General features: G+C 37.7%; 20 protein-coding genes and 1 tRNA gene. 13 read left to right on the top strand and 8 right to left on the bottom strand.

Annotated features, from left to right (window positions below):
- Positions 1 to 31 precede the first annotated feature (31 nt).
- Genes EHQ62_RS18785 through EHQ62_RS06580 form a run of 3 tightly spaced genes read left to right on the top strand, consistent with a single transcriptional unit; the run spans position 32 to position 4,087 of the window.
- Positions 32 to 1,906: a patatin-like phospholipase family protein gene (locus tag EHQ62_RS18785; protein WP_135641385.1), complete on the top strand. Its 1,875-nt coding sequence runs from the start codon at positions 32 to 34 to the stop codon at positions 1,904 to 1,906.
- 26 nt (positions 1,907 to 1,932) lie between these two features.
- Complete coding sequence (locus tag EHQ62_RS06575; protein WP_208720631.1) at positions 1,933 to 3,183, top strand: C40 family peptidase; 1,251 nt, start codon at positions 1,933 to 1,935, stop codon at positions 3,181 to 3,183.
- Between the two features lies 1 nt (position 3,184).
- The gene (locus EHQ62_RS06580; protein WP_135641386.1) at positions 3,185 to 4,087 is read left to right on the top strand and encodes a patatin-like phospholipase family protein; all 903 of its coding nucleotides are present in this window, start codon (positions 3,185 to 3,187) and stop codon (positions 4,085 to 4,087) included.
- A 1-nt stretch (position 4,088) separates the two neighbouring features.
- On the opposite strand, the gene EHQ62_RS06585 is transcribed toward EHQ62_RS06580, so the two are convergent.
- Both EHQ62_RS06585 and EHQ62_RS06590 read right to left on the bottom strand, forming a co-directional pair.
- Positions 4,089 to 5,597 (bottom strand): OmpP1/FadL family transporter, encoded by a 1,509-nt coding sequence (locus tag EHQ62_RS06585; protein WP_135641387.1) that lies wholly within the window; start codon positions 5,595 to 5,597, stop codon positions 4,089 to 4,091.
- Between the two features lie 54 nt (positions 5,598 to 5,651).
- A complete protein-coding gene (locus EHQ62_RS06590; RefSeq protein WP_135641388.1) occupies positions 5,652 to 7,178 on the bottom strand; it encodes a hypothetical protein in 1,527 nt (508 codons plus the stop codon).
- Between the two features lie 99 nt (positions 7,179 to 7,277).
- Here EHQ62_RS06590 and EHQ62_RS06595 point away from each other — a divergent pair, with 99 nt between their 5' ends.
- From EHQ62_RS06595 to EHQ62_RS06610, 4 genes are all read left to right on the top strand, one after another.
- Positions 7,278 to 8,504, top strand: a complete 1,227-nt coding sequence (locus EHQ62_RS06595) for a M48 family metalloprotease (protein ID WP_135641389.1) — start codon at positions 7,278 to 7,280, stop codon at positions 8,502 to 8,504.
- On the top strand, positions 8,501 to 10,669 hold the full coding sequence (locus tag EHQ62_RS06600) for an adenylate/guanylate cyclase domain-containing protein (RefSeq protein ID WP_135641390.1): 2,169 nt from the start codon (positions 8,501 to 8,503) through the stop codon (positions 10,667 to 10,669). The genes EHQ62_RS06595 and EHQ62_RS06600 overlap by 4 nt, the downstream gene beginning before the upstream one ends.
- A gap of 52 nt (positions 10,670 to 10,721) precedes the next feature.
- Positions 10,722 to 12,524, top strand: coding sequence for a methyl-accepting chemotaxis protein (locus tag EHQ62_RS06605; RefSeq protein WP_135641391.1), 1,803 nt, complete (start codon positions 10,722 to 10,724; stop codon positions 12,522 to 12,524).
- Positions 12,525 to 12,685: 161 nt separating this feature from the next.
- Positions 12,686 to 13,696 (top strand): hypothetical protein, encoded by a 1,011-nt coding sequence (locus EHQ62_RS06610; RefSeq protein WP_135641392.1) that lies wholly within the window; start codon positions 12,686 to 12,688, stop codon positions 13,694 to 13,696.
- A gap of 41 nt (positions 13,697 to 13,737) precedes the next feature.
- On the opposite strand, the gene EHQ62_RS06615 is transcribed toward EHQ62_RS06610, so the two are convergent.
- Both EHQ62_RS06615 and EHQ62_RS06620 read right to left on the bottom strand, forming a co-directional pair.
- On the bottom strand, positions 13,738 to 14,379 hold the full coding sequence (locus tag EHQ62_RS06615) for a response regulator (protein WP_135641393.1): 642 nt from the start codon (positions 14,377 to 14,379) through the stop codon (positions 13,738 to 13,740).
- The gene (locus tag EHQ62_RS06620) at positions 14,366 to 16,318 is read right to left on the bottom strand and encodes a 7TM diverse intracellular signaling domain-containing protein (RefSeq protein ID WP_135641394.1); all 1,953 of its coding nucleotides are present in this window, start codon (positions 16,316 to 16,318) and stop codon (positions 14,366 to 14,368) included. Before EHQ62_RS06620 ends, EHQ62_RS06615 begins: the two co-directional genes overlap by 14 nt.
- Positions 16,319 to 16,390: 72 nt before the next feature.
- Here EHQ62_RS06620 and EHQ62_RS06625 point away from each other — a divergent pair, with 72 nt between their 5' ends.
- Positions 16,391 to 17,020 (top strand): hypothetical protein, encoded by a 630-nt coding sequence (locus EHQ62_RS06625; RefSeq protein WP_135641395.1) that lies wholly within the window; start codon positions 16,391 to 16,393, stop codon positions 17,018 to 17,020.
- Between the two features lie 140 nt (positions 17,021 to 17,160).
- Positions 17,161 to 17,685: an RDD family protein gene (locus EHQ62_RS06630; RefSeq protein ID WP_135641396.1), complete on the top strand. Its 525-nt coding sequence runs from the start codon at positions 17,161 to 17,163 to the stop codon at positions 17,683 to 17,685.
- Positions 17,686 to 17,776: 91 nt separating this feature from the next.
- On the opposite strand, the gene EHQ62_RS06635 is transcribed toward EHQ62_RS06630, so the two are convergent.
- From EHQ62_RS06635 to EHQ62_RS06650, 4 genes are all read right to left on the bottom strand, one after another.
- Positions 17,777 to 18,607: a MipA/OmpV family protein gene (locus EHQ62_RS06635; protein WP_135641397.1), complete on the bottom strand. Its 831-nt coding sequence runs from the start codon at positions 18,605 to 18,607 to the stop codon at positions 17,777 to 17,779.
- Entirely contained in the window at positions 18,604 to 19,239 is a 636-nt protein-coding gene (locus EHQ62_RS06640; RefSeq protein ID WP_135641398.1) for a TetR/AcrR family transcriptional regulator, read from the bottom strand. The genes EHQ62_RS06635 and EHQ62_RS06640 overlap by 4 nt, the downstream gene beginning before the upstream one ends.
- A gap of 684 nt (positions 19,240 to 19,923) precedes the next feature.
- A tRNA-Arg gene (locus EHQ62_RS06645) sits at positions 19,924 to 19,998 on the bottom strand.
- A 19-nt stretch (positions 19,999 to 20,017) separates the two neighbouring features.
- A complete protein-coding gene (locus EHQ62_RS06650; protein WP_135641454.1) occupies positions 20,018 to 20,860 on the bottom strand; it encodes a hypothetical protein in 843 nt (280 codons plus the stop codon).
- 32 nt (positions 20,861 to 20,892) lie between these two features.
- Between EHQ62_RS06650 and EHQ62_RS06655 the strand changes: the two genes are divergently transcribed.
- From EHQ62_RS06655 to EHQ62_RS06670, 4 genes are all read left to right on the top strand, one after another.
- The gene (locus tag EHQ62_RS06655; protein WP_135641399.1) at positions 20,893 to 21,249 is read left to right on the top strand and encodes an HIT family protein; all 357 of its coding nucleotides are present in this window, start codon (positions 20,893 to 20,895) and stop codon (positions 21,247 to 21,249) included.
- 43 nt (positions 21,250 to 21,292) lie between these two features.
- The gene (locus tag EHQ62_RS06660; protein ID WP_135641400.1) at positions 21,293 to 22,048 is read left to right on the top strand and encodes a polyphosphate kinase 2 family protein; all 756 of its coding nucleotides are present in this window, start codon (positions 21,293 to 21,295) and stop codon (positions 22,046 to 22,048) included.
- Entirely contained in the window at positions 22,045 to 22,791 is a 747-nt protein-coding gene (locus tag EHQ62_RS06665; protein ID WP_135641401.1) for a UDP-galactose-lipid carrier transferase, read from the top strand. The genes EHQ62_RS06660 and EHQ62_RS06665 overlap by 4 nt, the downstream gene beginning before the upstream one ends.
- A 68-nt stretch (positions 22,792 to 22,859) precedes the next feature.
- Positions 22,860 to 23,339 carry a MarR family winged helix-turn-helix transcriptional regulator gene (locus tag EHQ62_RS06670; RefSeq protein WP_482793325.1) on the top strand — a complete coding sequence of 160 codons (480 nt, stop codon included), beginning with the start codon at positions 22,860 to 22,862 and terminating at the stop codon, positions 23,337 to 23,339.
- Positions 23,340 to 23,344: the final 5 nt, after the last annotated feature.

The raw sequence follows: 23,344 nt of genomic DNA on the forward strand, positions 1-23,344 counted from the left end.
ATTTTAAAAAGAAGAGTTAAAAACAGTTGTTGTGAAACGGATCCGAAAATCAAAAAATCCTGCCCTGGCCCAGTACCTCACCTTAGCGGATTTATTCAAAAATCTCCCACATTCGGTCCTTCGTGAGATGATGGACCATACGGTCCGGGAATTCTTAAAAGGAGGAGAGGTTTTATTTTTAGAAAATTCCATAGGGAATGATTTGTACATCTTGGCTGCAGGGAAACTTCGTTATGAGAAACGTGGGGCGGATGGAAGTTTGCGTGATAGCGGGGAATTCAAACGACTTGATATCATTGGGGAACTCAGTTTGTTTACCGGTGAAAAACGTTCTGCAACTGTCAAAGCAGTGCGTGATTCGGAACTCATCCGAGTTCCAAGAGAAGTGGCACTTTCCATCCTCGTCAAATACCCAGAAAGCCTTTTGCAAATCACTAAAATCATCGCAGAAAGGCTTGCGCATGCAAAAACCGAATCGAAACCTTTTGTGCCACAAGCAAAAACATTTTCTTTATTATCCTCTCTTCCTGAAAAAACAATTTTAGATGCCATCCATTACCTCGGTCTTGTTTTTTTGAGGTATGGTTCGTTTTATGTGGTCGACGAATCCATGTTTAACGAAAGAGTTAAGGAACTTGAGAAATTAGAAGAAGCCGACCGCGAGCCTTGGATCATTCGATTTTTCACTCAGATTGAATCAGAATATGATTATATCTTTTACATTTTAAAAGATGGAAAAAGTATCAGCTCGTTTGCGGAAAGGGCTCTCCGCCAATCTGATAGTTTTGTGTATATCAAAGATGCATGTGAAACGCCAACTTGTATCGAATTAGAAGCTTTTATCGACAAACGTAAGTATCACGATAGAAACCATGTATTGGTTTTAATCCAACCAGACAAAAATTCAGTGATCACAGGTACCATCAAACATTTAGAAAAACGAAGGTACGAACGCCATTACCATGTTCATATGGAACGGATGGATACTTGGGAACGATTGGGAAGGGGTTTACTTGGAAAATCCATTGGCCTTGCACTCGGTGGTGGTGCCGCAAAAGGTTTTGCTCACTTAGGAGTGTTAAAGGCCTTAGAAGAAAATTCAATTCCCATCGATATGGTTTCTGGTACAAGTGCAGGTGCGATTTTTTCTGCCCTCATTGCCATGGGAGAATCCAGTGAAGCAAGTAAAGCCAAAGCCAAAGAATTTTGGGTTTCCAGGGAGCTCTTGAATGAGTACACAATCCCTGTTTTATCACTCACGACTGGACGTAAGTATACGGAAGCCATCCGTGAATTTTTTGGAGAGATCCAAATAGAAGATTTATGGATTCCTTATTTTGCGATTGCGACTGACTTATCCCATTCCGAAATCGAAGTGCAAGAAAGGGGGAGTTTGTGGAAAGCCATTCGTGCGAGTACTTCGATCCCTGGAGTGGTCCCACCTTTTATCAATGAAGGGATTGTGTATGTTGATGGCGGGGTTCTCGACAATGTGCCAGGCATTACCTTAAAGGAACGTGGTGTGGGCAAGGTGATTTCCGTTGATGTATTTGGAGATATTTATCCAGACCAAGACCGTGAACTTTGTGATTACTTTGATCCGAATCGGCCTGGTGTGATGACAAATCCCTTCTTTCAAATGACTAACCTAATCAATTTCCAAGACCTAATGAAACCCAAATTCCCTCCCATTGGTGACATCATCATTCGTTCCATTTTGGCATCGAGTCGGGAAAGGATCCGCCAAACTGAAAAAATATCCGATTTGTTTTTGCAAATCCCAACCAATAATTTTGGGTTACTCGATTGGTTTGCCTACGAACGATTGATTGAACTAGGATACATATCTTCAGTTGAGAAAATCAGAATGAACCGAGAGAAATTCATAAATCCTTCTTTACAATGAAGGATTCACAGTCTACTCATTGGATCATGTTTTCAGAATTTTCTTTCCGTATGACAGGCCGATGGTTTATCCTTTTTATTTTCCTATTTCCCTTTCTTTTACACTCTCAAAACTTAGATAACTTACTTAAGTCGGGATACAACAAACAAGAAACCTTACTCATCCGAAATGAAATCCGAAAGAAATTGGGAGACCGGGCCAACCAAAAACAAATCCAAGATACCATCGAATCCCTTCGCGTATGGGCTGTGTTTGAATCCATGAGCCCGTCTGAATTTGCCTTGGAAGTGGAACGATTTGTCATTTTACAGGACCACGGTTATGATTGGGAAGAGGTAGAAGACCTGATTCCCTATTTCATCACCACCAAACCATCGAAAGCCGAAATCCCTTTTTTTGGAAAATTCTATCGTGAGATGAACTTAAGCCAAGTCCCAGAAGAAGAGATCATTCAATTTTTCCAATTGGCAAAAAAGAAACGTTGGACAGGAGATACCATTTTTGTTGCAGGAAGACTTTATGTTTTACTTCGAAAACAGGAACCTAATTCTAGTTTGGTGTTCAATCTTCTCGAAAAAAAATTACCAAATAAAGTAACAAGTTTAAATCCCGAAAAACAGAAAAAAATATTCATTGAGATCAAATCAGATTCCAAAGGACTTGTGGATGATGAAAAATGGAGTTTGGTGATCGAAGATACAATTTCTGTTTTGAATGGCAAAAATTCCATTTCGGATTTTAAGGTGTCAAACCGCCGAACAGAAATCCTTTGGAATGAAGAAGGCAATTGGATCAAAAAAGAAAGACCAAAATTAGATCCTAGTTTGATTTTTATCGAAGAACAAACGAGTTTAGTCCTTTCTCCAGAAAAACAAGAATCCAAACGAAAACTTGTGGATCCAGTGGGAAGGCAGTGGATTGGAACGCCTTATCTGTATGGTGGGTATTCCAAACGTGGCATTGATTGTTCAGGTCTTACCAAATCCATACTCACTGATACAAAAATTGGTATGAAGGAGAAAGCCATCCCACGTTCGGCAAGAGACCAAGCAACTATTGGAAACTTTGTTTCCCGAGAAAAACAAGAGATTGGAAATTTGGTCTTTTTTTCGGCTTCCCCCAATACAAAAAAAATCACTCATGTCGGTTTAGTATTAGAAAATGGAAATTTTATCCATGCCTCAACTAGCAGAGGTGTTGTCATCCAATCACTCAATGAAAAATGGTGGAAGGAACGTTACGTCACTGGACGAGATATCTTTGTAAGCGGTAAGTAGAATGGCAAAAAAGAAAGCATTAGTATTGTCAGGTGGTGGAGCGAGGGGAGCCTACCAAGCCGGAGTATTGCGGTACCTAGAAGAGATTGGATGGAAACCAGACATCATTTGTGGGACTTCTGTTGGTGCAATCAATGCTTGTGCCATTGGGTCTGGAATGGATTCCAAAGAGTTATCCAATTTATGGTTACAACTTAACCAAAAGCATATCATGCGTTATTCGATTTGGAATATGCTGAAAGGGTTTTTCAGAAGGAAATATTATCCACTCGTAGAGACTTATCCCCTTAAAAAATTCATCCATGAACATCTGGATTTTACAAAATTAAACCAAACAAAAACAAAAGTGATCATTTCTGCAGTGAATATTCTCAGTTCAGAACTTCGGTTTTTTGAAAATCCAAAATTGCAAATCGAACACATCCTTGCTTCATCCGCGATCCCCATGATCTTTCCTTGGCAGATGATTGATGGGGAACCATATTGGGACGGAGGAGTGATGGCAAATACTCCTATTTTACCTGCATTAACCCATGAAGCATCTGACATTGTGGTGGTATTACTTTCGCCTGTAGGAAGTTCGACGATTATGGAAACTCCAGTGACCAAAGACGAGGCCTTGGAAAGGTTATTTGAACTTTATTTACTTGGATCCTATCGAAGTGTCGAACAAGGATTGGAATACAGAAAATCTGTTATGGATGGCTTGACATCAATTGAAAATTTTTTCTTAGGTTTGCGTACCCAATTTACCAAAGCAAAAATTTCTGTCATCGCCCCAAAACAAATGTTAGGTCTTGGGAGTATCTTAAACTTTAAAAAAGAGCAGGCGGAAATACTTTTGGCAGCAGGGTATACGGATGCAAAAGACTTTTTTGAATCCAATCCCAAATCAAAAAAATAGTTTAGTTTCTGGAACTCACCATGATGTAAATGGAATGAGCACTGTATTCAAAGGATTGGGCAAGTGAATTGGGGTCAATCCTAGAAGTTCCATAACCAAGTTCGCGGATGTAGGTGACGGAAACTGATGATTTTGAAGTGACCCAAGAGAATCCTAAACTCAAACCCCGATTCCTCGAGTATTCGTTTCGTGGATTTGTACCAGACCTTGCTACCTTATAAACCACGCTCGTTTCTCCCGACGATTGAGAAACTTGGTTTCCAAATGTATTTTGTAAGTACAAATCAACAGCAGACTCTGTCCATGAAATGGGTTTTGTATTGGGTTCGTTTGTGTAAATCCCACCAAGTACGGCAAAGGTGTCAGCAAGGTAGTACTCCATGCCTGCCGCAAAATTGGTGGTGGAGATACGAGTGAGTTCTCTCACTTCAGTGTCATTGATTGTATACGTGACCCTTCTTCCTAATGTGCTAATTTCATCCTGGTTCCTTCTTATCTTATAACCGGAGGTATGGATCATATCAAAGGATGCAAGGAATCTGGCTGTTGGGAAAAATGCCACACCAAACCGCATTTCGGATGTTTGGGGGATGGATGTGATGAGTTTTGGTTTTTGAGTGAGGACACCTTGTTCGATGGAGGAGGCACTTTCACCTGTTCCTTCTATGAAATCAATGGCTGATGTTCCGGGCCGTCTTGTGGAATCAGCATACACTTCATTGTACAATCTGTCTCCACCTGTAACAAAAATCCTGCGGTAACTCATTCCAAGGGAGAGTTTTGGATTGGGTTGGTATTGGATTCCAAACACTGGCATAAGACCTGTAGTCTTTCTGTTGTCCACATAAGAACGCATCACATAACTCAAATCTGAAAACTGTTGGAATTGTGTCCTCGAAGCTTCCTTGGTATCATTCATATAATAAAGTGTAGCACCTAAAGAGAGTTTGTCGTTTACAAGGTATGCTAAACTAGGCCCTACAAGGAGTTGGTTGTACCTTTCTTTTGTATAATTCCTTGTGGAATTGATAGAAGGAGAAACAAGTGGGTAGTTTACTTGGTCCACTCGGTTGTACGAATAATTGTATGTATTCACAATCGAAAATGCAAATTTCCACCGGTCAAAGTTTTTTAAAAGTCCAATGAAATTGGGATCAAAACCTTGGTGGGTTTGGTTGTATCTTTGTCCTGGAGTATCTATATTGATATAACTACGTTTCACATCTTTAAAATTACTGGCAGATATGGAAATCCCATCGTTATGGGTGAACCCAAGTCCCGCAGGGTTGTAATAGGCACCAGACGGGTCATCAGCGATTGCCGTAAAGGCACCGGCAAGTCCCGCCGCTCGTTCTCCATAAAATCCATGTAAGTTGTGGAAAGGTTCGGAAGCGAACATAGATTTTGGATAGTTTGATAATGCAAAAAGGAATGTAACTAGAAGGAAAAATCGAAATTTGGATTTTGATTTTACGGGTCCGCTTGGGTTCTGGAAGGGTTTTTTTGACATACGATTCTATATTCTTTTCGGATTTTATTGAACTACTATTTCGATTGATGATTTTTATAATTGGTAAATAACATCTGCTAGGGGAGTGTATACTTCATTTCCATTTGCATCTACTTCATACCGGTACACGACTGCCGTCGCTACTTGGTTTGCTTGGCCATAAAAGTCTACGTAATAGGAAACTGTGGAATCGGATTCGTTTTCATAAAATTCACCCCACCCGATGTATTCATCTGGAAAATCATCTGGATCCACTCCCGCGGGCATGATGACAAAGGCATCATAGGCAGAGTAGGCTCCGGAACCAATTCCAGCACCAGGAGGAGTGATGGTAAAGTCCACATACACATCCCATTCAAAGCTATACGCTGTTTCGATAAACTCTCCGTATAAGTCGGTATCGAGGACCCCAAGTTCTTCATATTCATCATTTACAGGTGCATCAATATCATAATAATCAACTGCAAAATAAGTAATGTCCCCATTGTTATCATAGGTTTCTGTTAAGTAGTATTCAAAGTTGTCAGCATTGTCAATGTATTCCGTTAACACATAACCACCGAAATCATTGGTGCGACCTTTTACGGAAGTGGTAATTTTGTTACCGGCGGCATCATCGTATACATTGCTATAATTCAGAGTCACACAATTGTTAGCGTTGGCATTTGTATCATTCGCACATTCTTCAAAGGTAAATCTGGTTGTGGATTTATCAGTGTTGCCCGAACCCGAAGTGACTTGTTTGATATTGAGGATTGCTTTGTCTTTTTTTCCGTTTTGTGTGATGTAAGTGATAGAGGCATCAACACTTAGCGAGATACCAAATACCTTTAGCGAACGACTGATGGAACTCAAAACCTTTGTTTTGTCATTTTTGAATTTGATACTTTTTTGGAATTTGTTGTTTGCTGGGCAAGGTTGGGGGGTACCAAGCGAATCGGCAAACGAATACTCCACTTCAATATCATATTCATTATTACTTAAGTTCCTGAAAACCATCGCTGGAGTTGGTACGGCTTGGCCAATGAAAGGCAATAATCCTTCATTTTGCAAACTGACGAGTTCTCCTCTTGCTTCTTCTGTACTGAGACCAAGCCTTTCGATCCCTTCTAAAAATTCATCTTCCATCGCTTGTGTGATGCGCACCGTAGACGTTCCACCAGGGATACAAACTCCAGGACTTGCTTTTGCGATTGTATAGGAACCACTAATGAGTACTAAATCTTTTTTGGAGTCGCGTAAGATTTCGGCAACGATCCCCGTACCTTCGGTTAAAAAGTTTTGTCCAGTAAAACCATAGTCCAAAGTGTCCTGTGCAATGCCTTTATTTGTAAAATTCATTTTCGATGTTTTGCGTTTGGTTTGCAAACTGGCGCCGAGTCCACTAGAAGGCTTACGAATGGACCTTGGAACGGCCACACTTAGATTGGAAGGTAGCTCTGAATTGATACTGGATGATAATAAACTTCGGATAAAAAAACGTGTGACTAAGGCACTCAGTGAATTACTTTCATCTTTTTCTTTTTTGCATCCTACGAAGATGGCAAAAGATAAAAAGAGGATAAGAAAAAAATGTTTCATCGCCCATTCATCACAATGGATTCATAAGAATTGTCAATACGAAAGTCAAAAGTAAAAAAAGAGTTTTCAAACTTTAGGAAGAGATCACATTCAAGGGAAATGAGATCGAATTATTATTTCATTGGTTTTCTTTTACTTGGAATTTCAGTTTTTGCAAAAGGAAATGTCTATGTGCAAAGCACCAAAGCAAAGTTACTCTCGCAACCCAAGTTGAATGCTGAAGGTTTGGGTTTAAAAGTAGGAGAAGTACTAACTCCAATTCAAGAACAAGGACTTTTTGTACAGGTCCGCGTGGAAGAGAAAACAGGTTGGGTTTCAAAATTATTTGTTTCTCCTTTGCCTCCAGGGAACCAAATGAAATTGGGCATCACTTCCAATTCCAGTGAAGCTGTTGTTGCTAGGCAAAGGGCTTCCGATTTTACAAAAACGGCGGCTGCAAGAGGACTTTCTGAAACGCAAAAGATGCGAGTGAGAGGTGAAGGTGATTTGTATGACTTCGAATCCTTACGTTGGCTTGAGTCCGTCCCCTTAACGATTGATACAAGGAACACAAAACCAGAAAGGAATAAACAACTAGAAACTATCGTTACGTCTAACGCGGATTTAAAAGGGGACTTGTTTGTGTTAGGTGAAACAAAGGCGGAAGTGAAACTCGGTCGTTCCCTTGCAGCCAGGTTATTAAAACGGTATCCATTGGTTCGTGATTTAGAACTTACACGTTATCTCAATTCCATTGCCACAAAACTTGGAGCCGTTTCGTCGAGGAAGGATTTGGAGTTTCGTGTTGGTGTGATAGAATCCAGTGAAATCAATGCGTTTTCATGCCCGGGTGGTTATTTATTTTTAACAACCGGTAGTTTGAAAAAGATCCAAACGGAAGCAGAACTTGCGGGGATCATTGCCCATGAGATGGGTCATGTGATCTTGTTCCATAATGGAGAATTTACAGAATCCAATGTATGGATTGATATCCTTTCGGGACTTTTAACACCTCCTGGTAGTGAGGTAGTAAATACTGCGATGGCAACAGCAATCGGAGAAATGGAAAAACAATTTTTTGAAACAGGTCGCGATGCTAAAGTTGAATTGGAAGCAGATGAAGCGGCAGTGGGTCTTGTTTCGCAAGTAGGTTATTCACCTTTGGGATTGTCCAGTTATTTGAATGCCATGTCAAAAGCGGAAGGAACTGAACTCTTAAAAAAAACTCACCCTGAAACCAATATCAGAATCGCAAAACTGGTATTTGCCGAGCAGTCGGTATCCACTGATGGCGCCCCGCTCGTCGTTGACCGGTGGAGTGAATATAAAATTAGAATCGCAAAATGAAGAAATACAAAATATTTATCCCAATCATATTAATGGTGGTGATCCCTGCGATCTTCATGACTTTCATTTCCTTTTTTCGGTTTTCAACAACATTAGATCGAAAGTTATCGGATGCATTTTTTCATATCTTACCATCCCATCATTTTTTTTCGAAAGACATTGTCATCATCGACATTGATGAACTAAGCATCGCAAAATATGCAGATCATCCGGAACTTGGACAGTGGCCATGGAAACGGCATATCTATCCAACTTTAATTGGTTATACGAAATTACTCACTCCACCTAAAATCACAATCATCGATATTATGTTTACAGAGAGATCTGATTACGATGAAGCCATCGTGACAGCAAACGAGAGTTTGGGGGAAATTTCTCATGCAGCCAATTTTCGAGATGGTGGGATTGTGATCCCAAGACAAGGTATAAACGAAATCAGTCAGAGGTTTCGTGTCAATTTGCAAACAACGTTACCCTTTCCCCAATACGAAAATGCATCGTTTCCCATAGGTAAAATTGGAGAAACGGCACCAATGGTCCATGTGGTAAATGTGAGAGCGGATAGTGATGGAATTTTGCGGAGATTTTCTCCCGTTGTTATGTGGAACGGTTTGTACTTTCCTACTTTAGCCCTACAAGCATTTGTTTTGGGGGAACCTTATCAAATTGAAACGATGGATTCTAATCTTTTGTTAACAAAAGAAAATTTAAAACGTGTTGTACCACTTGGTAAAGATGGAATGGTTCGTGCCTATTTTTATTCGGAAGCAGAATTACGAAATATTCCTCGTTACTCTGCTTCTGGAATCATTGAATCACTGGAAAAATTGAATTCAGGAGAAGTGGAAGATCCAAACGATTTACTTGTCCCCCCAAGTTTGTTTGAAAACAAAATTGTTTTGATCGGGACATCCGCCGCTGCTACCCATGATGATGTGGTGACCCCTCATGGTTTGTTCCCTGGAGTGATTGCACAGGCGGTTTTTGCATCCAATCTAACAGAGGGCCATTTGTTAAAAGAGTTACCTGAATCCTATGGTATCAGCTTTACCATTTTGGTATTACTCATAGGAGTTCTGATCCTTTTTATCAACCAATGGCACCTTTTGAAAAATTTATATCCAATCATCGCCATATCTATGTTTGTTGGATTGTTTTACATTTTGTATCGAATGGATTTTGTGATATCTACCTATTCTTTTGTATTGGGATTTCCTATTTCCTATTTGTTGGGATTTGCCTATTTAACCTATACGGAAGGAAAGGAAAAACGTAAATTTAACAACATCTTAAGGAACTTAGTGGATCCAGGTGTTGTGAGTGTGGCTCTCGAGAATATGGACTCCCTCAAACAAGGAGGGGAGTGGGAAATCACCGCATTTTTTTCTGATGTGGCAGGATTTTCTACGATTAGTGAAGAGTTAAGCGCAACAGACCTTGCCAAATTACTCAATGAATACCTTTCTGCGATGACACTCGTTTTGAAATCCAATTCTGGAACCTTGGATAAATACATCGGTGATGCAATTGTTGGCATTTTTGGAGCACCGATTCAATATAAAGACCACCCAAAAATGGCATGTAAATCTGCATTGGAGATGTTATCCGAACTAGAAAAACTTCGTACCAAATGGAATGAAAACAATGAATTTACACCACTTGCACGTGCTATGGTGTTTCGCATAGGACTTAACTGTGGTTTGGCGAAAGTTGGGTTTATGGGAACTGATAGTTTGGCTTCTTATACCATGATGGGAGACAGTGTGAATTTAGCGGCTAGGTTAGAAGCAGCTGCAAAGGACTATGGGGTTTCCATTTTGGTTTCAGAAAGCATCGAATCAGTTTGTAAGGACGAATTCCATTTCCGTTTTTTGGATTGGATCCGTGTAAAAGGAAAAGAAGCACCTGTTAAAATTTATAGTTTAGAATCATTACAAAAAGACGTAACCGATGTGATGAGACAAGCAGAACGCGAATATGAATTGGGATTTGAAATGTATTTGGGTCGCAATTGGGAAAAAGCCATCGAACATTTTCAGAATGTTTCTAAATTATACCAAAGAGAAGATATAAGCAGTCATTTACTCATCAAACGTTGCCAAAGTCTTTTCCAAAACCCACCACCTGTCGATTGGAATGGGGTTTATACACGTACATCAAAATAATACTATACGTTAATATCTTATTTTTACAATGTCCAGAAAAGGATTTTCTGGGATGGATGAAACTAAAGTAAAGGCAATTTGTTGGAGGTTGACAATTGGTTTAGAATTACTGACAGCAGTTCTTGCTGTGCCGACAGCCGTATTATTTATAATCATTGGTGGGATGTATACATTCGATAAATCGTTGTTAGTTGTCTTGGGTGCAACGATTGCTCTCTTTTCATCGTACATAGTTCCTACGGTTCGATTTCTGAAGTTAAAGAAATTACTTCGAAAAACAATTCCCGAATCTTTTCAGAATTTAAATCTCCTAGAAAAACAAAATATCAAATTACAACTACTCGAGTTCCCGAAAAAGAATTCTTGGTATTTTTTAGTGCAATGGTCTTTTGGGATTCCATTCGCTGCATTTGTTACCTTTCAATTTTTTACTCCCACGATTGTGGAATCATTACCTTATGTGATTTTGCCATTGCTCATTTATCCAGTATTAGGTGTATCTCATTTTTTTCTAACAGAGCTTGTTATCACTGAGGTTTTGGTAACAAAGGAACTAAAAGATTTACCTTTAGAGTCTCATACAATCCCGAAAGTCGGCATTTATGCACGAATCTTTTTTACGATGTCTGCAGTGTTTAGTATGACGTTAACTGCCTTGGGATACCTTTTGGTTGCCGAAGTCACTCAATTCATCCAACTTCAAAATGCGGAACTCACATTGGTCCTCATGGCAGCCTTTATCACTGTCAATATTTTTGTATTAACCTCTCTTTTTGTGAAGGCTATGAAGTTTAATACCATCCAAATGGCAACTCGTTATCGGGAATTAGCAGATGGTGACTTAAGGGAGTCAGTTCCTATCATTTCGACGGATGAGTTGGGGCATGGATCAATTTCTTTGAATTCATTTATCTTAAACATTCGCAAAATCACTTCGGATGTTTTAGAAGAATCAGACAAAGTAAAATCCGATGCTAAAATCATTGCAACACAAACACAAGGTTTAACTCAGGCGATGATGGAACAGGCTTCTTCTTCTGAAGAAATGTCTGCTGGAGTCGAAGAAATGTCAGCAAGCATTCGTTCGACTGCCTTTGGAGCCAAAAAACAAAACGAAATCACAATAGAAGCTAAAGATTTAGTCCTCGAAATGGAATCTTCCATTGGATCAATCCATGATTTGATGAGTTTAACTGAAAAAGAAACCAAACAAATGGAAGAAGAAACGAAATTAGGACAAAATGCCTTGTTGTCTACACTTTCAGCTATGTCAGGTATCGAATCAAGTGTAGACCATACTTCCAATGTCATCCAAGTGATTGGTGAAATTTCTGATAAAATTGGACTTTTATCACTCAATGCTTCGATTGAAGCCGCGAGGGCAGGGGATGCTGGACGTGGCTTTGCAGTCGTTGCGAGTGAGATTTCCAAGTTAGGAGAACAAACACTATCCAATACAAAACGAATTTTGGAAGCAGTGTCCCAAGCATCCATTTCCACAAAATCGGGAAGAGATGCTGTTTCCAATACAGAAAAAACCTTCAAACAAATTGAAAGCTCAGTGCACACCACAATCGATCTCATCAAACAGTCCAGTGTCATGACAAAAAAACAACTGGAACTTGTAAAAAATGTAAAAGAGAGTTTCGAAAAACTAACCAACAGAGCGATGGAGATTGAACAAAATACAAATGAACAAGCAAGGACATCCGAAGAACTAGCAAAAAGTATCGCAAGTATCACAGAAGGAACTGAATATTTAAATCAGTTTGCAAGTGATATTGACAAACTTTGTGCGGCCTTATCCAATAAGGCAGCTAACTTAAGGCAAACGATTGATTTTTTCAAAATCTAAAGAATTGGATTGATTCGAATCGAGATACTGCCAGAAAAACAGTCAGTTTCAATGTTTTGTTTTTCTCACCAATTCTGGTGAGGAAAACAAGGGTTTATTTGTTAAAAAATTATTTACAGTTTAGAATGATTTGTGCAAAACTTTTCCCGAGTGAAGTTCAAATGAAAAAAAAATTAATCTTTCCATGTTTATTTCTCATGATAAGTTTCAATTGCATTACGTTCTATGAGAAAATCCAAAACCCTTCTTATGAGAAAAATGTTTTCAAGAAGAATGCATCACAACCTTCACAATCTTCACAAACCTCTAACTCTCCAAAACCATTCATCTATGATAAATCTTTTTCCTTACAACCTGGGCAAATGGTTGGAAGTTTGTTATATGATCCGAATTCTGATTTTTTTAAAGTTGAAATCGAAGAAAAAAGAAAGTATAAAGCAAACAATTCACCGTTTTTATGTTTGCTAAGTATACTTACCATTACTTTGATACCATGTTATTATGACGCGGTTGAAACAGTTCAGTTTACGGTTTCGAGTCCCTATTTTTTCGATAAGAGGAAACCCATAGAACAATCGATAAGGAAAAAAGAGTATGCTTGGTTTCCGTTGGTATTTGTAAGTCCATTTTTTGGAGATAAATCTCCTGAGGATGGAAACTTAATCGCATTGGAGGAGGTGGAAGGAAAATTAATTAAAGAATATGATGCGATGGTTTCTGAAATCGAAGTTACAAAACGTAAACTAAAACCATTAATCCAAAATCCAAAAAAATATTCGATCATATTGAATGATTTTGCAACAACAGATCTCTATGCACAGAATTATCAATTTAATTTAGGAACAGGAAGAGATGTCATCATTCAAATTTTTAATAATTCATTTAAAACTATCAGAAAAGTAAGATACCATTTAACTTCCACAAATAGTCTCATCAAAAGTCCCAATGATGTTTATGAAATCATTGAAAACGAAGAGATTGTGATCCCTGGGGGATTTAGTAAAAATATTTTATTTGCCAATCGTAATCCTCGACCAAACTCCTTATTTTTGTTTATGGATAAAGTTGAAATTGAATGGGAAGATGGTTCCAATTCGGTGATTTCAAAAGCTGAAGTAAATCAAATAAAGGTTGTGGCCTCTCCCAGGGTGATTGCCGATCTGTTTAAGTAAACATTTAAGATTTGTCATTCCAGAAGTGAATTGATTCTTTTTCATTTGATAAATCCTAATTTCCTCGCTCGTTCGATCAATTGCACTCGGTTACGAACTCTTAATTTTCGATAGATGGTTTTGAGATGAGTGTTGAGAGTATTGTCACTAATTCCTAATCTTTTTCCGGCTTCATGGATGGATAATCCGGAAGCTATTTCAAGTAATACTTGTTTTTCACGATTCGTTAATTCAAACTCAGATTTCTCATTTGGTGTGCGAAAGTAATGGATCATTCTAAGGGCAATGGTGGGGGTGATCATGGCCCCTCCATTCATAATGGTTGTGATGATATGGTTTAAATCAGATAACTCTGATTTTAATAGATATCCAAGTGCCCCTGCCCGGAGGGCTGCAAATATTGTTTCTTCCGAATCCGCAATGGTTAGGGCAGCTGTTTTTAAATCGGGGATTTCTTCCGAAATGATTCTGATCAGTTCAATGCCATCCATCTGGGGCAAACGGATATCTACAAACAATAAATCAAGGTCAGTTTTTTTGCCATGTTTTAGGAAATCTTCAGCGGAGGTCCAAGTCTCAAGCCTAACCGGAATATTTAATTCTTTTGTTTTCACTTCAAAAGAAATTTGGAATTCGAACTGATTTTCAACCAAACCTAGTTTTAGAAGATTATTTTTTTTCATTATGCATTAAACTTTGAATAGGAATTTGAAATTCGATTGAGTAAGTATTGTTTATAATGGATTCCGAATAAGTTGCATTCAGTGATTGTAGTCGTTTTTGAATCGATTTACTTCCGATTGAAATTTCCTTCGAAGGCAAAAACTTGGTGCCAACATTCATCTTAACAGATAAAAAATAATCAGTTAAAACAAAACTCCAATTGGAAGTATTGATTCCATATTTCAAATCATTGGTCGCAATCTCGACTGTAATTGCATATAAAATCCTTTTGGTATCTTCTTCTTCGATGTTTTGGAATTGATTTCGCGTATATTCCGTTGTTTCAAATCGAAGTTCTCGATTTGCATTTGTGTACCTTCTCGTAAGATTTAATTGCAAACCAAACATGTAATCTTCAGCCATAATTCGAAAATCGTCATTATCATAGATTGTATCTCGAAAACTTTGAAAACATTTTTTGACATCTATTTTTAAAGAATCGATGTCTTTCTCGGTTAATTGGATGTTTGGTTTTAAATTATCAATTTTTAATCTTAAATCAGTTAATTTTGCTCCCAAATGGTCGTGTAAATCGGAGACAATTCTCTCCCTTTCATTTGACAATGATACTTCCAGTCTTAAATTTTTTCTTTTTTCATTTAATATTTCAATTTCCGCATCTGTTTTTTCTTTTCGTAATTTTTCTGTATGAAGTGATAACACGTACGCCTGTGACAGTAAAAATGTGATAAAACCGGGTACTTCTATAAAATCGATTCCTTTGATAATATTTCTTTCGATTAAGATTTCAATGAGTACGATCACTGCAAGAAATAAGAAAAGAAGGAAAACAACTTTTGCTCCTCTGTCTCCTTTTTTGATTTCCTTAACCAGTAGAATGGACAAATCGACTACAGCTAGGCCAATAAGAATGTATACAGGAATTGGAATATGCGCAAAAATTGCCGGAGGTGTCAAAATGACAAGTAACGAAAGAGATATAAAGATCACGTTTAAAAATTTTGAAAAAATCTTTTGTGGTTCTTTTGAATACGAAACACGGATGAAGTGATAAAAAAAAGGTAAGAGAGCTAAGAAATTTAAAAATTCAATTTTTTGCCAATTTTCCCACGAAATCATGGGTAGTGTTTCAACTAAATATTGTTCGTTGATAAGTAATGGCCTTAAAGATAAATTGAGGCAGAAAATTCCGAAATATAAAAAAGGTTTATCCTTTCTAAAAATTAAGTAAGCAATGATATGATAAAATCCAAGTATAAATGCAGCACCAGATAAAAAAACTGATTCAGCAATTCCATTTTCCCTATAACTGATAATATTTTTGTATTCTCCTATACGCAAAGGAGACGGTATCCCACCTCGTGGGAAATGAAAATTTGCAACTTCAATGGATAAAATGATTTCGCTGGAAATTGAGTTAAGTTGGATTACGTTTCGGTTAAATGAAGGGATTGCCAATTCTTTCGTATTGGCAACTTGTCCGCTACTCGCTACTAAAGATTGATTGATATAAACATGATAAGAGGAATACATTTCTGGTATGTGTAAACCCATCAAAACGTTCGGAATGTTTTTGATTTTTAATTGGTAAACACCAAACCCTTCGGCAGGGATTCCAGGATCATTGGTCCATAAGGAAGGCATTCCAACGAAGAGTTTAAAATCCTCTTTGATCGTGTTTAATCTTTGGTTTGGATAAAATTCCCACTCCCCATTTAAGGGGATCACCCGACTAGACAATTTGTTTCCTAAATCAAAAACACCTTTTTTTGCATGCACTGTCACTTCAGAACAATTAGTGAGGACGAAACAAAAGAATACAAGCAGGCGTAAAATCACAGTATTTGAATAGATAGAATCCATTCTTACTTTGTCTAGAAATTGTTTCCTTTCAAAAAATTGAATCTCACCAATTTTGGTGAGATTTCTTTTATCCATTGTCACCAATACTGGCGATTGTATTACACAGCGATTTCTGATATCGTTAAAGGATCAAATTTGAGGATTTCAATGAATATCTTATTAAAATATATTTTCATGTTTAGTTTTTTCTCTATCTTAGTTGTTAACTGTGCTTCTTTATCGACCTTAAGCGATAGCGAAGTAGAAGCACGATTAGAAAACTGTAAAAGTTTGGGTATGCCTGAAATCCCTTGTCGAGAAGTTGCCAATGAATTTGGAAGACGAAAACAAGCGGAATACAAACGTGAAAAAGAAGCAGAAGCACTTGAGGATCAAAAAATCCAAAATGAAAAAGATGCAAAATCGATAGAGATGGCAAAAACGATAAAAATGCCACCTGCTGGAATGGTTGATCCCAATTTATCCAAACAGATGTTAGAAGCGTATTCTGCCGCTTTCTCGGAAGAAAAGTTGACGAGTATGAGGGCTGTGATTGTGTCCAAGTCTTTTAGTCCGATCCGTCATGAGATCAGTGGGATCATCATAGCGAGAGGATTTGCTGGAGTTGTTGCGATGAAGCGACCCAATGGAGAGTGTTTTGTTGCATCTACCTATTATGAGCAAGTGTATGATGGACAAAAATACACAAATGTTTATTTTAAGCGGTATTCCACTGCATGGCCACCAGAAAGTACGAAATACCAACAATTGATCGATTGTAATCATGTTTATAAATAGGATTTTATTCGAGAAATAATCTGTAAAAATTAAAGTTCACATTCGTTCGTTCTGTTCCAATGCATCTTTTTTCCTTTAAAGCCTGTTTGCAAAAAGCAGGCATATTTTTTCTCGAATTTGGGTACCTTCCGAATATTTGATTGTCAATTGATTCACCTTATGACCTGATCAAAGTTATGGCACAACATGGAAATTTTTATTTACCCTATGGGGTTACATTGGCATCACCTTCGCAACGATTTATCGCAGCATGCATTGACATCCTTTTCATTTATGGTAGTGGATTCGTCGTTTTATTAGTAGTATTAGTGATCAATGTTTTGATTCCTTCTGAAAACCAGTTTAGTACGATTTACCTCACAGGAATCTTTTTGTTCTTAATCTTTTTAACGTTTTTCATCAATCTGTATTTTTTGGAAAAAGATGGTCAAACTGTTGGAAAAAAATTGATGAAAATTAAAATCGTGGACGAGTCTGGCGCGATGCTCTCGACTGATCGTCTAATCATGTTAAGGCAAATTGTTCCAGCCATTGTTTTCCACATTCCCATTTTAGGTTTCATCTTGTTTCTTTTTGATTCTGTTTTGATTTTTTCAAACCGAAGGCAATGTTTTCATGATCGAATTGCCAAAACCATTGTTGTGAATGTTCGTAAAAATAATTAATCGCAACTTGATTTCCTAGTGTCAAAGTGTACAAATTCGTATACTTTGCGATTTTTAGTTTATTTAATGTTTTTTTCAGGTGTAGAATCGATTAATCATTCCAGCCGAAACGATACCCTAGACCCATGCCAATATTCCATTGATGAATGGATCCTCGTAATTCTATTAAACTTGATGAACCTACATTTTTTGACAATTGATCATAGCTAAAGAATATTGTGACTGCCCAATCCATTGATATTGGTAAGAGAACTGAGCCAGTGAATCCAAAGAAAAAAAGTCCCGAATCAAGATTTTGAGGGAAAATTCCTGTCCTACCGAATTGAAAGATGTTTATGCCGAAATAATGGTTTAAAAATTCTTTATTTGCAAGAGAGATTCTGGGCCCAAAATTAAAGGAAATTGGTCCTTTTCGATTCGAATAAGTAAAATAAAAATCCAAAAGTTTTCCGTAATGTTCATATACTCCATTTCTGAATTCACTTCTAATCTTAAATTTCTCTATATTGTATTGAATGAAGAAACCTAGTTCGCCAGCAATACCTAAATTACCTAGTCTATTTATGTCTTTGGTTCCCTTTGAAATAAGAAAGGGTGAGGCACCATCTTCGTCATTTCTACCGAAACGAATTTTAAAAATAGGACCGTAAGACCAATTTTCATTCAATAAAAAATTATAAGATAATCCATCTGGTATAGAAAAGTTTACTTTGTCTTTATATTTGAATCTTAAATCAGGAAAGATTGAATATCCAGAATACCTTGATCCAAAAAAGACAGGCCCATAAATAGGTGCGATTCCCAATGAAATAGTCCAATCATAGGAAGGTGGAGGTTTCCTGATACTCTCATTTGAGTAAATTGAGCGACTTAAAAAAAATGTTAGAATATACAGTAAAATTTTTAAGAAACAACTTTTCATTCTTTCTGCTTTTTTGCAAATGCCTTCCAAAAAATATCAGTATGATTGTGTAAATATTCATCTATGTTGAGAGGTCTTACTTTGTGACCACCTAATTTTTTTTGGTGTAATAATACCAAAAATAAGGGAGAGATTAAAAATAAAGCAGCGACTCTAGGTTCACATTCGATCAATTCATTTTGTTTCTGGTGAAGGATCAATCTTCTTTCAACAGCATCTAATAATGGTTCAAATAAATGGACCAAATAAGATGGTCCGAGTTCTTTTTCACCCATGCCATGTGACAATCCGAATTGATGGATTGTTCCTACTGGACCTGATTCAAAACCACTTGTAATGTATTGGAGTAATTTATATATTGATTCTTTTCCATTTCCTTCCGGTACCAATATTTTTTCTAAATAAGCTTCGCCCTTGATTTCTATGTGAGTGAGTAGGGCTGTCATGACTCCATTTCGGCTTTGAAAATAGTGTTTCAAAGTTGGTGGAGAAACATTCAGTAACTTCGCTACATTTCTAAAACTAGGAAATTCTCTGAATTTTTTTTGGACTAATTTTTGAAAGAGTGATTCCAGAATTTTATTTCGTTTCACTTCATAGTCTTCGTTTTTACTACCTTCCGGTCTAGTCATTGATTGCCTCTAAAGATAATTCCATAAATAGTAAGAAATTACAATTTCATGCTGAATAAGTTGACTGAGATGATTTCTGTTCTTTGATTTCATCTTGAAAGCTCGATTTGGGTTTTTATCAAATTTGACTTTTAGATAGAGATTGTAATCTCTTTCTAGTTTTTTTTTGTTTTCGAAAATTCTTTTTAGCTCCCCGATTTCCATTTTTAAGATTTTTGCAATTTCACGAAAATTGGGTAAAGAATCAAGTTTCTGATTTTTTAACACTAAATTCAGTTTTCTCAATAAAATCTGCTTTTTTGATTTTAAATGAGTATTTTGATTAGGTTCCCTTAGTTTCGTCATTGGAAGTCTTTTTATAAAATATATCACTTGATATAGATTATAAAATAGAATATTCCAGGTGGAATAAGATAATCAAGTTTTTTTTAGTAAATTTTTGACTGATTTTATTAATTATATTCGCGAATCTCTTATTAACTCGGTTTTGTTCGTCGCCTCCCATCCAGGTCGGCTTTTCCAAAACATTGCTCAATCCACCCTCTAGCCTGTAAGGCTAGCCAACGCTTCACCACCTCCCGCAAGTAGGCTCCGGCGGTTCACGGGGTCGCAATGGATTGGCTCACAAAACTGTTCGATTCCCAATTTGTTTTTGTTAGCTGGACTTGGTTTTGAAATTCTAACTGGTGCCCCAGGAGGGAATCGAACCCCCACTGTCGGTTCCGAAGACCGATGTTCTATCCGTTGAACTACCAGGGCAAATTGGCGGGATGTATTGTCAGGATAAGGGGAGGCTATCCTTGGGCAAATGATTTTTTGGAAAAGAAAAACTCATTCGAACGATGTATGAAAAAAGTAAAATGGTCCAAATGACAAGAAGGAATCGTAAGAACAAAAATACATAGTAAATTGGTTTTGGTTTCCCTGGTACAAGAAAAACGGTAAGGTCATTCACTTGGAAAAGACTGGAACCAGCTATTTTTTTTCGAATCGCATCAAAGTTCTTTCTGAAATCACCTAATCGTTCGGATGGATCCAATTGAAAGTCGTTTGTGTAACGTAAAGAACCTTCATCACCAAAGGCATAAAACGTTGCTTCCCAACCGACAAAGGCAAGGTGGATGGGAAAAGATCCTGGTGGGTTTCTGATAAAAAAATAGATGGTGCCTCCCTCATAGGAGAAGGATGGGATTTGGCCTTCCAAGCGAAGTTTCTCTTTGCTAAACCCATCTTCATAAAAATCAGACCAATCTCCCCATTGGTAAATGGTACCACGATCTTCTTTCCAAAGAATCCCACCTAAGTTTCCTATTTGTTCTAAATCTAGTGCCCATGCATTTCGTTTCGTTTGGGAAGAGATCAAGTTGTCTTTTGTGATTTGATTTTGTTTTAGAGAGTTTTTGATGCGGATGCGAAGTTGACGAACTTCGGATTGGTTCGTTTCCAAAAGCCTCTTTTTAATTTCGATTTCCTCTTTTTGGAAGGGATCGGAAAAAATAACTTCTGAAATTGTGATGAGAAATTCTGTGAGTGGGTCTTGTTCCGTTTTTGGTGCTACTGCATTCATAGGTGAGACCAAAGAAAATAGAGAGACAAGGAAAATAAAAATATAAATTCTCATCATATGTTATATCGGCAATCTGGAGTCTATTTATGACTTGTTCCATCTGCGAAGCTCACAAAAATCCCAAAGAAATCCTATACGAAAATGAATTTTGGATTTTACGAAAAGCAAACCAAAACCTTGAGGGTTATCTTTATTTAGAAGTGAAAGGTCATGTCGAATTTTGGCACCAATTAACACTCGAACAATTTGAGTCCTATGGCAAGGCACTCCACAAGGGGACAGAAATCGTAGAAAGTTACCATCCAGAAAAAATGTACATGACCGCAATCGCCGAACGAGTTCCCCATTTGCATGTCCATCTCATCCCCCGATATGTAGGACAAACGCCTGGAATCGAACATATTGCAAAGGCAACAGGGCCAGGATTTCCCAAACCAATGTAAAAAATGCTTGGAGGTTCAAACAACCTCTATACGATTTTGGTTTGTGATTTTAGAACGACATCCAACAAACCAAATTCCCAAATCTTTGCCAGAAGATTTGGAGACCTTACAAGAGCGTTTCTTTCTTTTGCAAAGAGAAAGTGTACGACAAAAGATTGCTCACATCTTTATACTCGAAGGGTTTGCTTCTTCTGGAAAAGGATCTATCTTACAGTCTTTGACCATCCGCCTAGACCCAAGAAAATTTAAAGTACATTCCCCTTACGTAGACCAATCAGAGGATCGTGGGTATCCATTTCTATGGAACTTTTGGAAAGTGTTGCCTAGATATGGTGAATTTCTTTTTTATTTGAACACATATTACAGTCGTTTGGCGTATCTCAGGTCACAGAAAAAATTAAGTTTGGTGGAATACGACCACAGATTGTTGTCCATTCTCAATACAGAACGGATTTTATCGAAAGACAAAATCATCGTTCATAAATTCTTTTTCCATTTATCCAAAAAAGAACAAAAGAAACGACTAGAGGAGGCAAAAAAAAAGAAAAAAAACTGGGAACTTTCTCCATACGACAAAGACCAAGGTGAACATTACAAACGATACTTTGAAATTTTTGATTCGATTTTAAGTTCCTCACGGACAATTGATTCTCCATGGACCATTATCGCGAATGATAAAAAAGAGGATACCAAACTACTTGTGTTTGATGCCATCTTGGAAAAACTGGAACGTACGTTAGACTATGATTCCAAAGCAAATTTACAAATGATCCAACGAGGAATGGAACTTATCCCATGAAACAAAACCTCTTTCTATCTAAAATTTTAAATTTAAAGCAACTGGATCTCGGTTTGTCGATTCCAAGTGATGAATACCAAATCCAAATGAAAGGTTTAAAAAATAAAATCAGAGATTTAACCTTTCTTGCAAAATCTAAAAACAAACCTGTGTTAATTGTTTTTGAAGGTTGGGATGCGGCAGGGAAGGGGGGAGCGATCCGCCGGCTCACATCGGAAATTGACCCACGTTTATTCGAAGTACATCATATTGCAGCTCCCAATGAAGAAGAAATCAAACACCATTACCTTTGGAGGTTTTGGAACCGAATTCCCAAAATAGGTCATGTTGGTATTTTTGATCGTTCGTATTATGGGCGAGTGCTTGTGGAACGAGTGGAAGGTTTTGCAAGTCCTCCGGAATGGTCACGTGCCTACGAAGAAATTTTTTTATTTGAAGAACAACTCCAAAGTTTTGGCACCATCATCATCAAGTTTTGGTTGCATATCAGTTCAGATGAACAACTCAAGCGATTTGAAGAGAGGAAAAACGATCCCCTCAGGCGATGGAAACTCACAGACGAAGACTGGCGTAACCGTGACAAATGGCAATTGTATGAGGATGCAGCCAATGAAATGTTTCATAAAACGGATTCTCCGAAGGCTCCATGGCTTTTGGTACCTGCCAATGATAAATACTATGCGCGGGTCATGGTTTTGGAAGGAGTGGTGAACCGATTAGAAGAGGAATTAAAAAAAAATTGATTTAGATAGCTGATTTTTTCGGTTATTTCGGTAATAGTATCATTGACAATAGTTTCCTAGGAAACTAAATGTGGTTTATGCCAAATGAACCTAATCTGGAGCCAAGCCATCTAAAATCACATTTGGGTTACCACCTTAGGGTGGTTTCGAATGCAGTCTCACATGCTTTTGCAAAAAAACTATCCCATTTGGATGTGACGGTTGCTGAATGGGTGATCTTACGAGAGATGTATGCGAACCCAACCAATACTTCTCCAAGTATCGTAGCTGAGTTTACAGGCCTTAGTCGAGGCGCTGTGTCAAAACTCATCGACCGATTGTTACACAAAGGCCTTGTGAGTAGAGAGGAAGGCTCCGTCGATCGACGTTACCAAGAGATCAAACTCACCAAACAAGGAAGGACTCTCGTTCCGAAATTGGCAAAGGTAGCAGATGAAAACGATGCATACTTTTTTTTACGGCTCACCGCAGCGGAAAAAAAAGAAATCCTAAGGATTTTACTCAAACTCACAAACATACACAAGTTAAATACAAACCCAATAGAATGAGGAAA

It is taken from the genome of Leptospira jelokensis (assembly GCF_004769635.1).
GTDB classification, from domain to species: domain Bacteria; phylum Spirochaetota; class Leptospiria; order Leptospirales; family Leptospiraceae; genus Leptospira_A; species Leptospira_A jelokensis.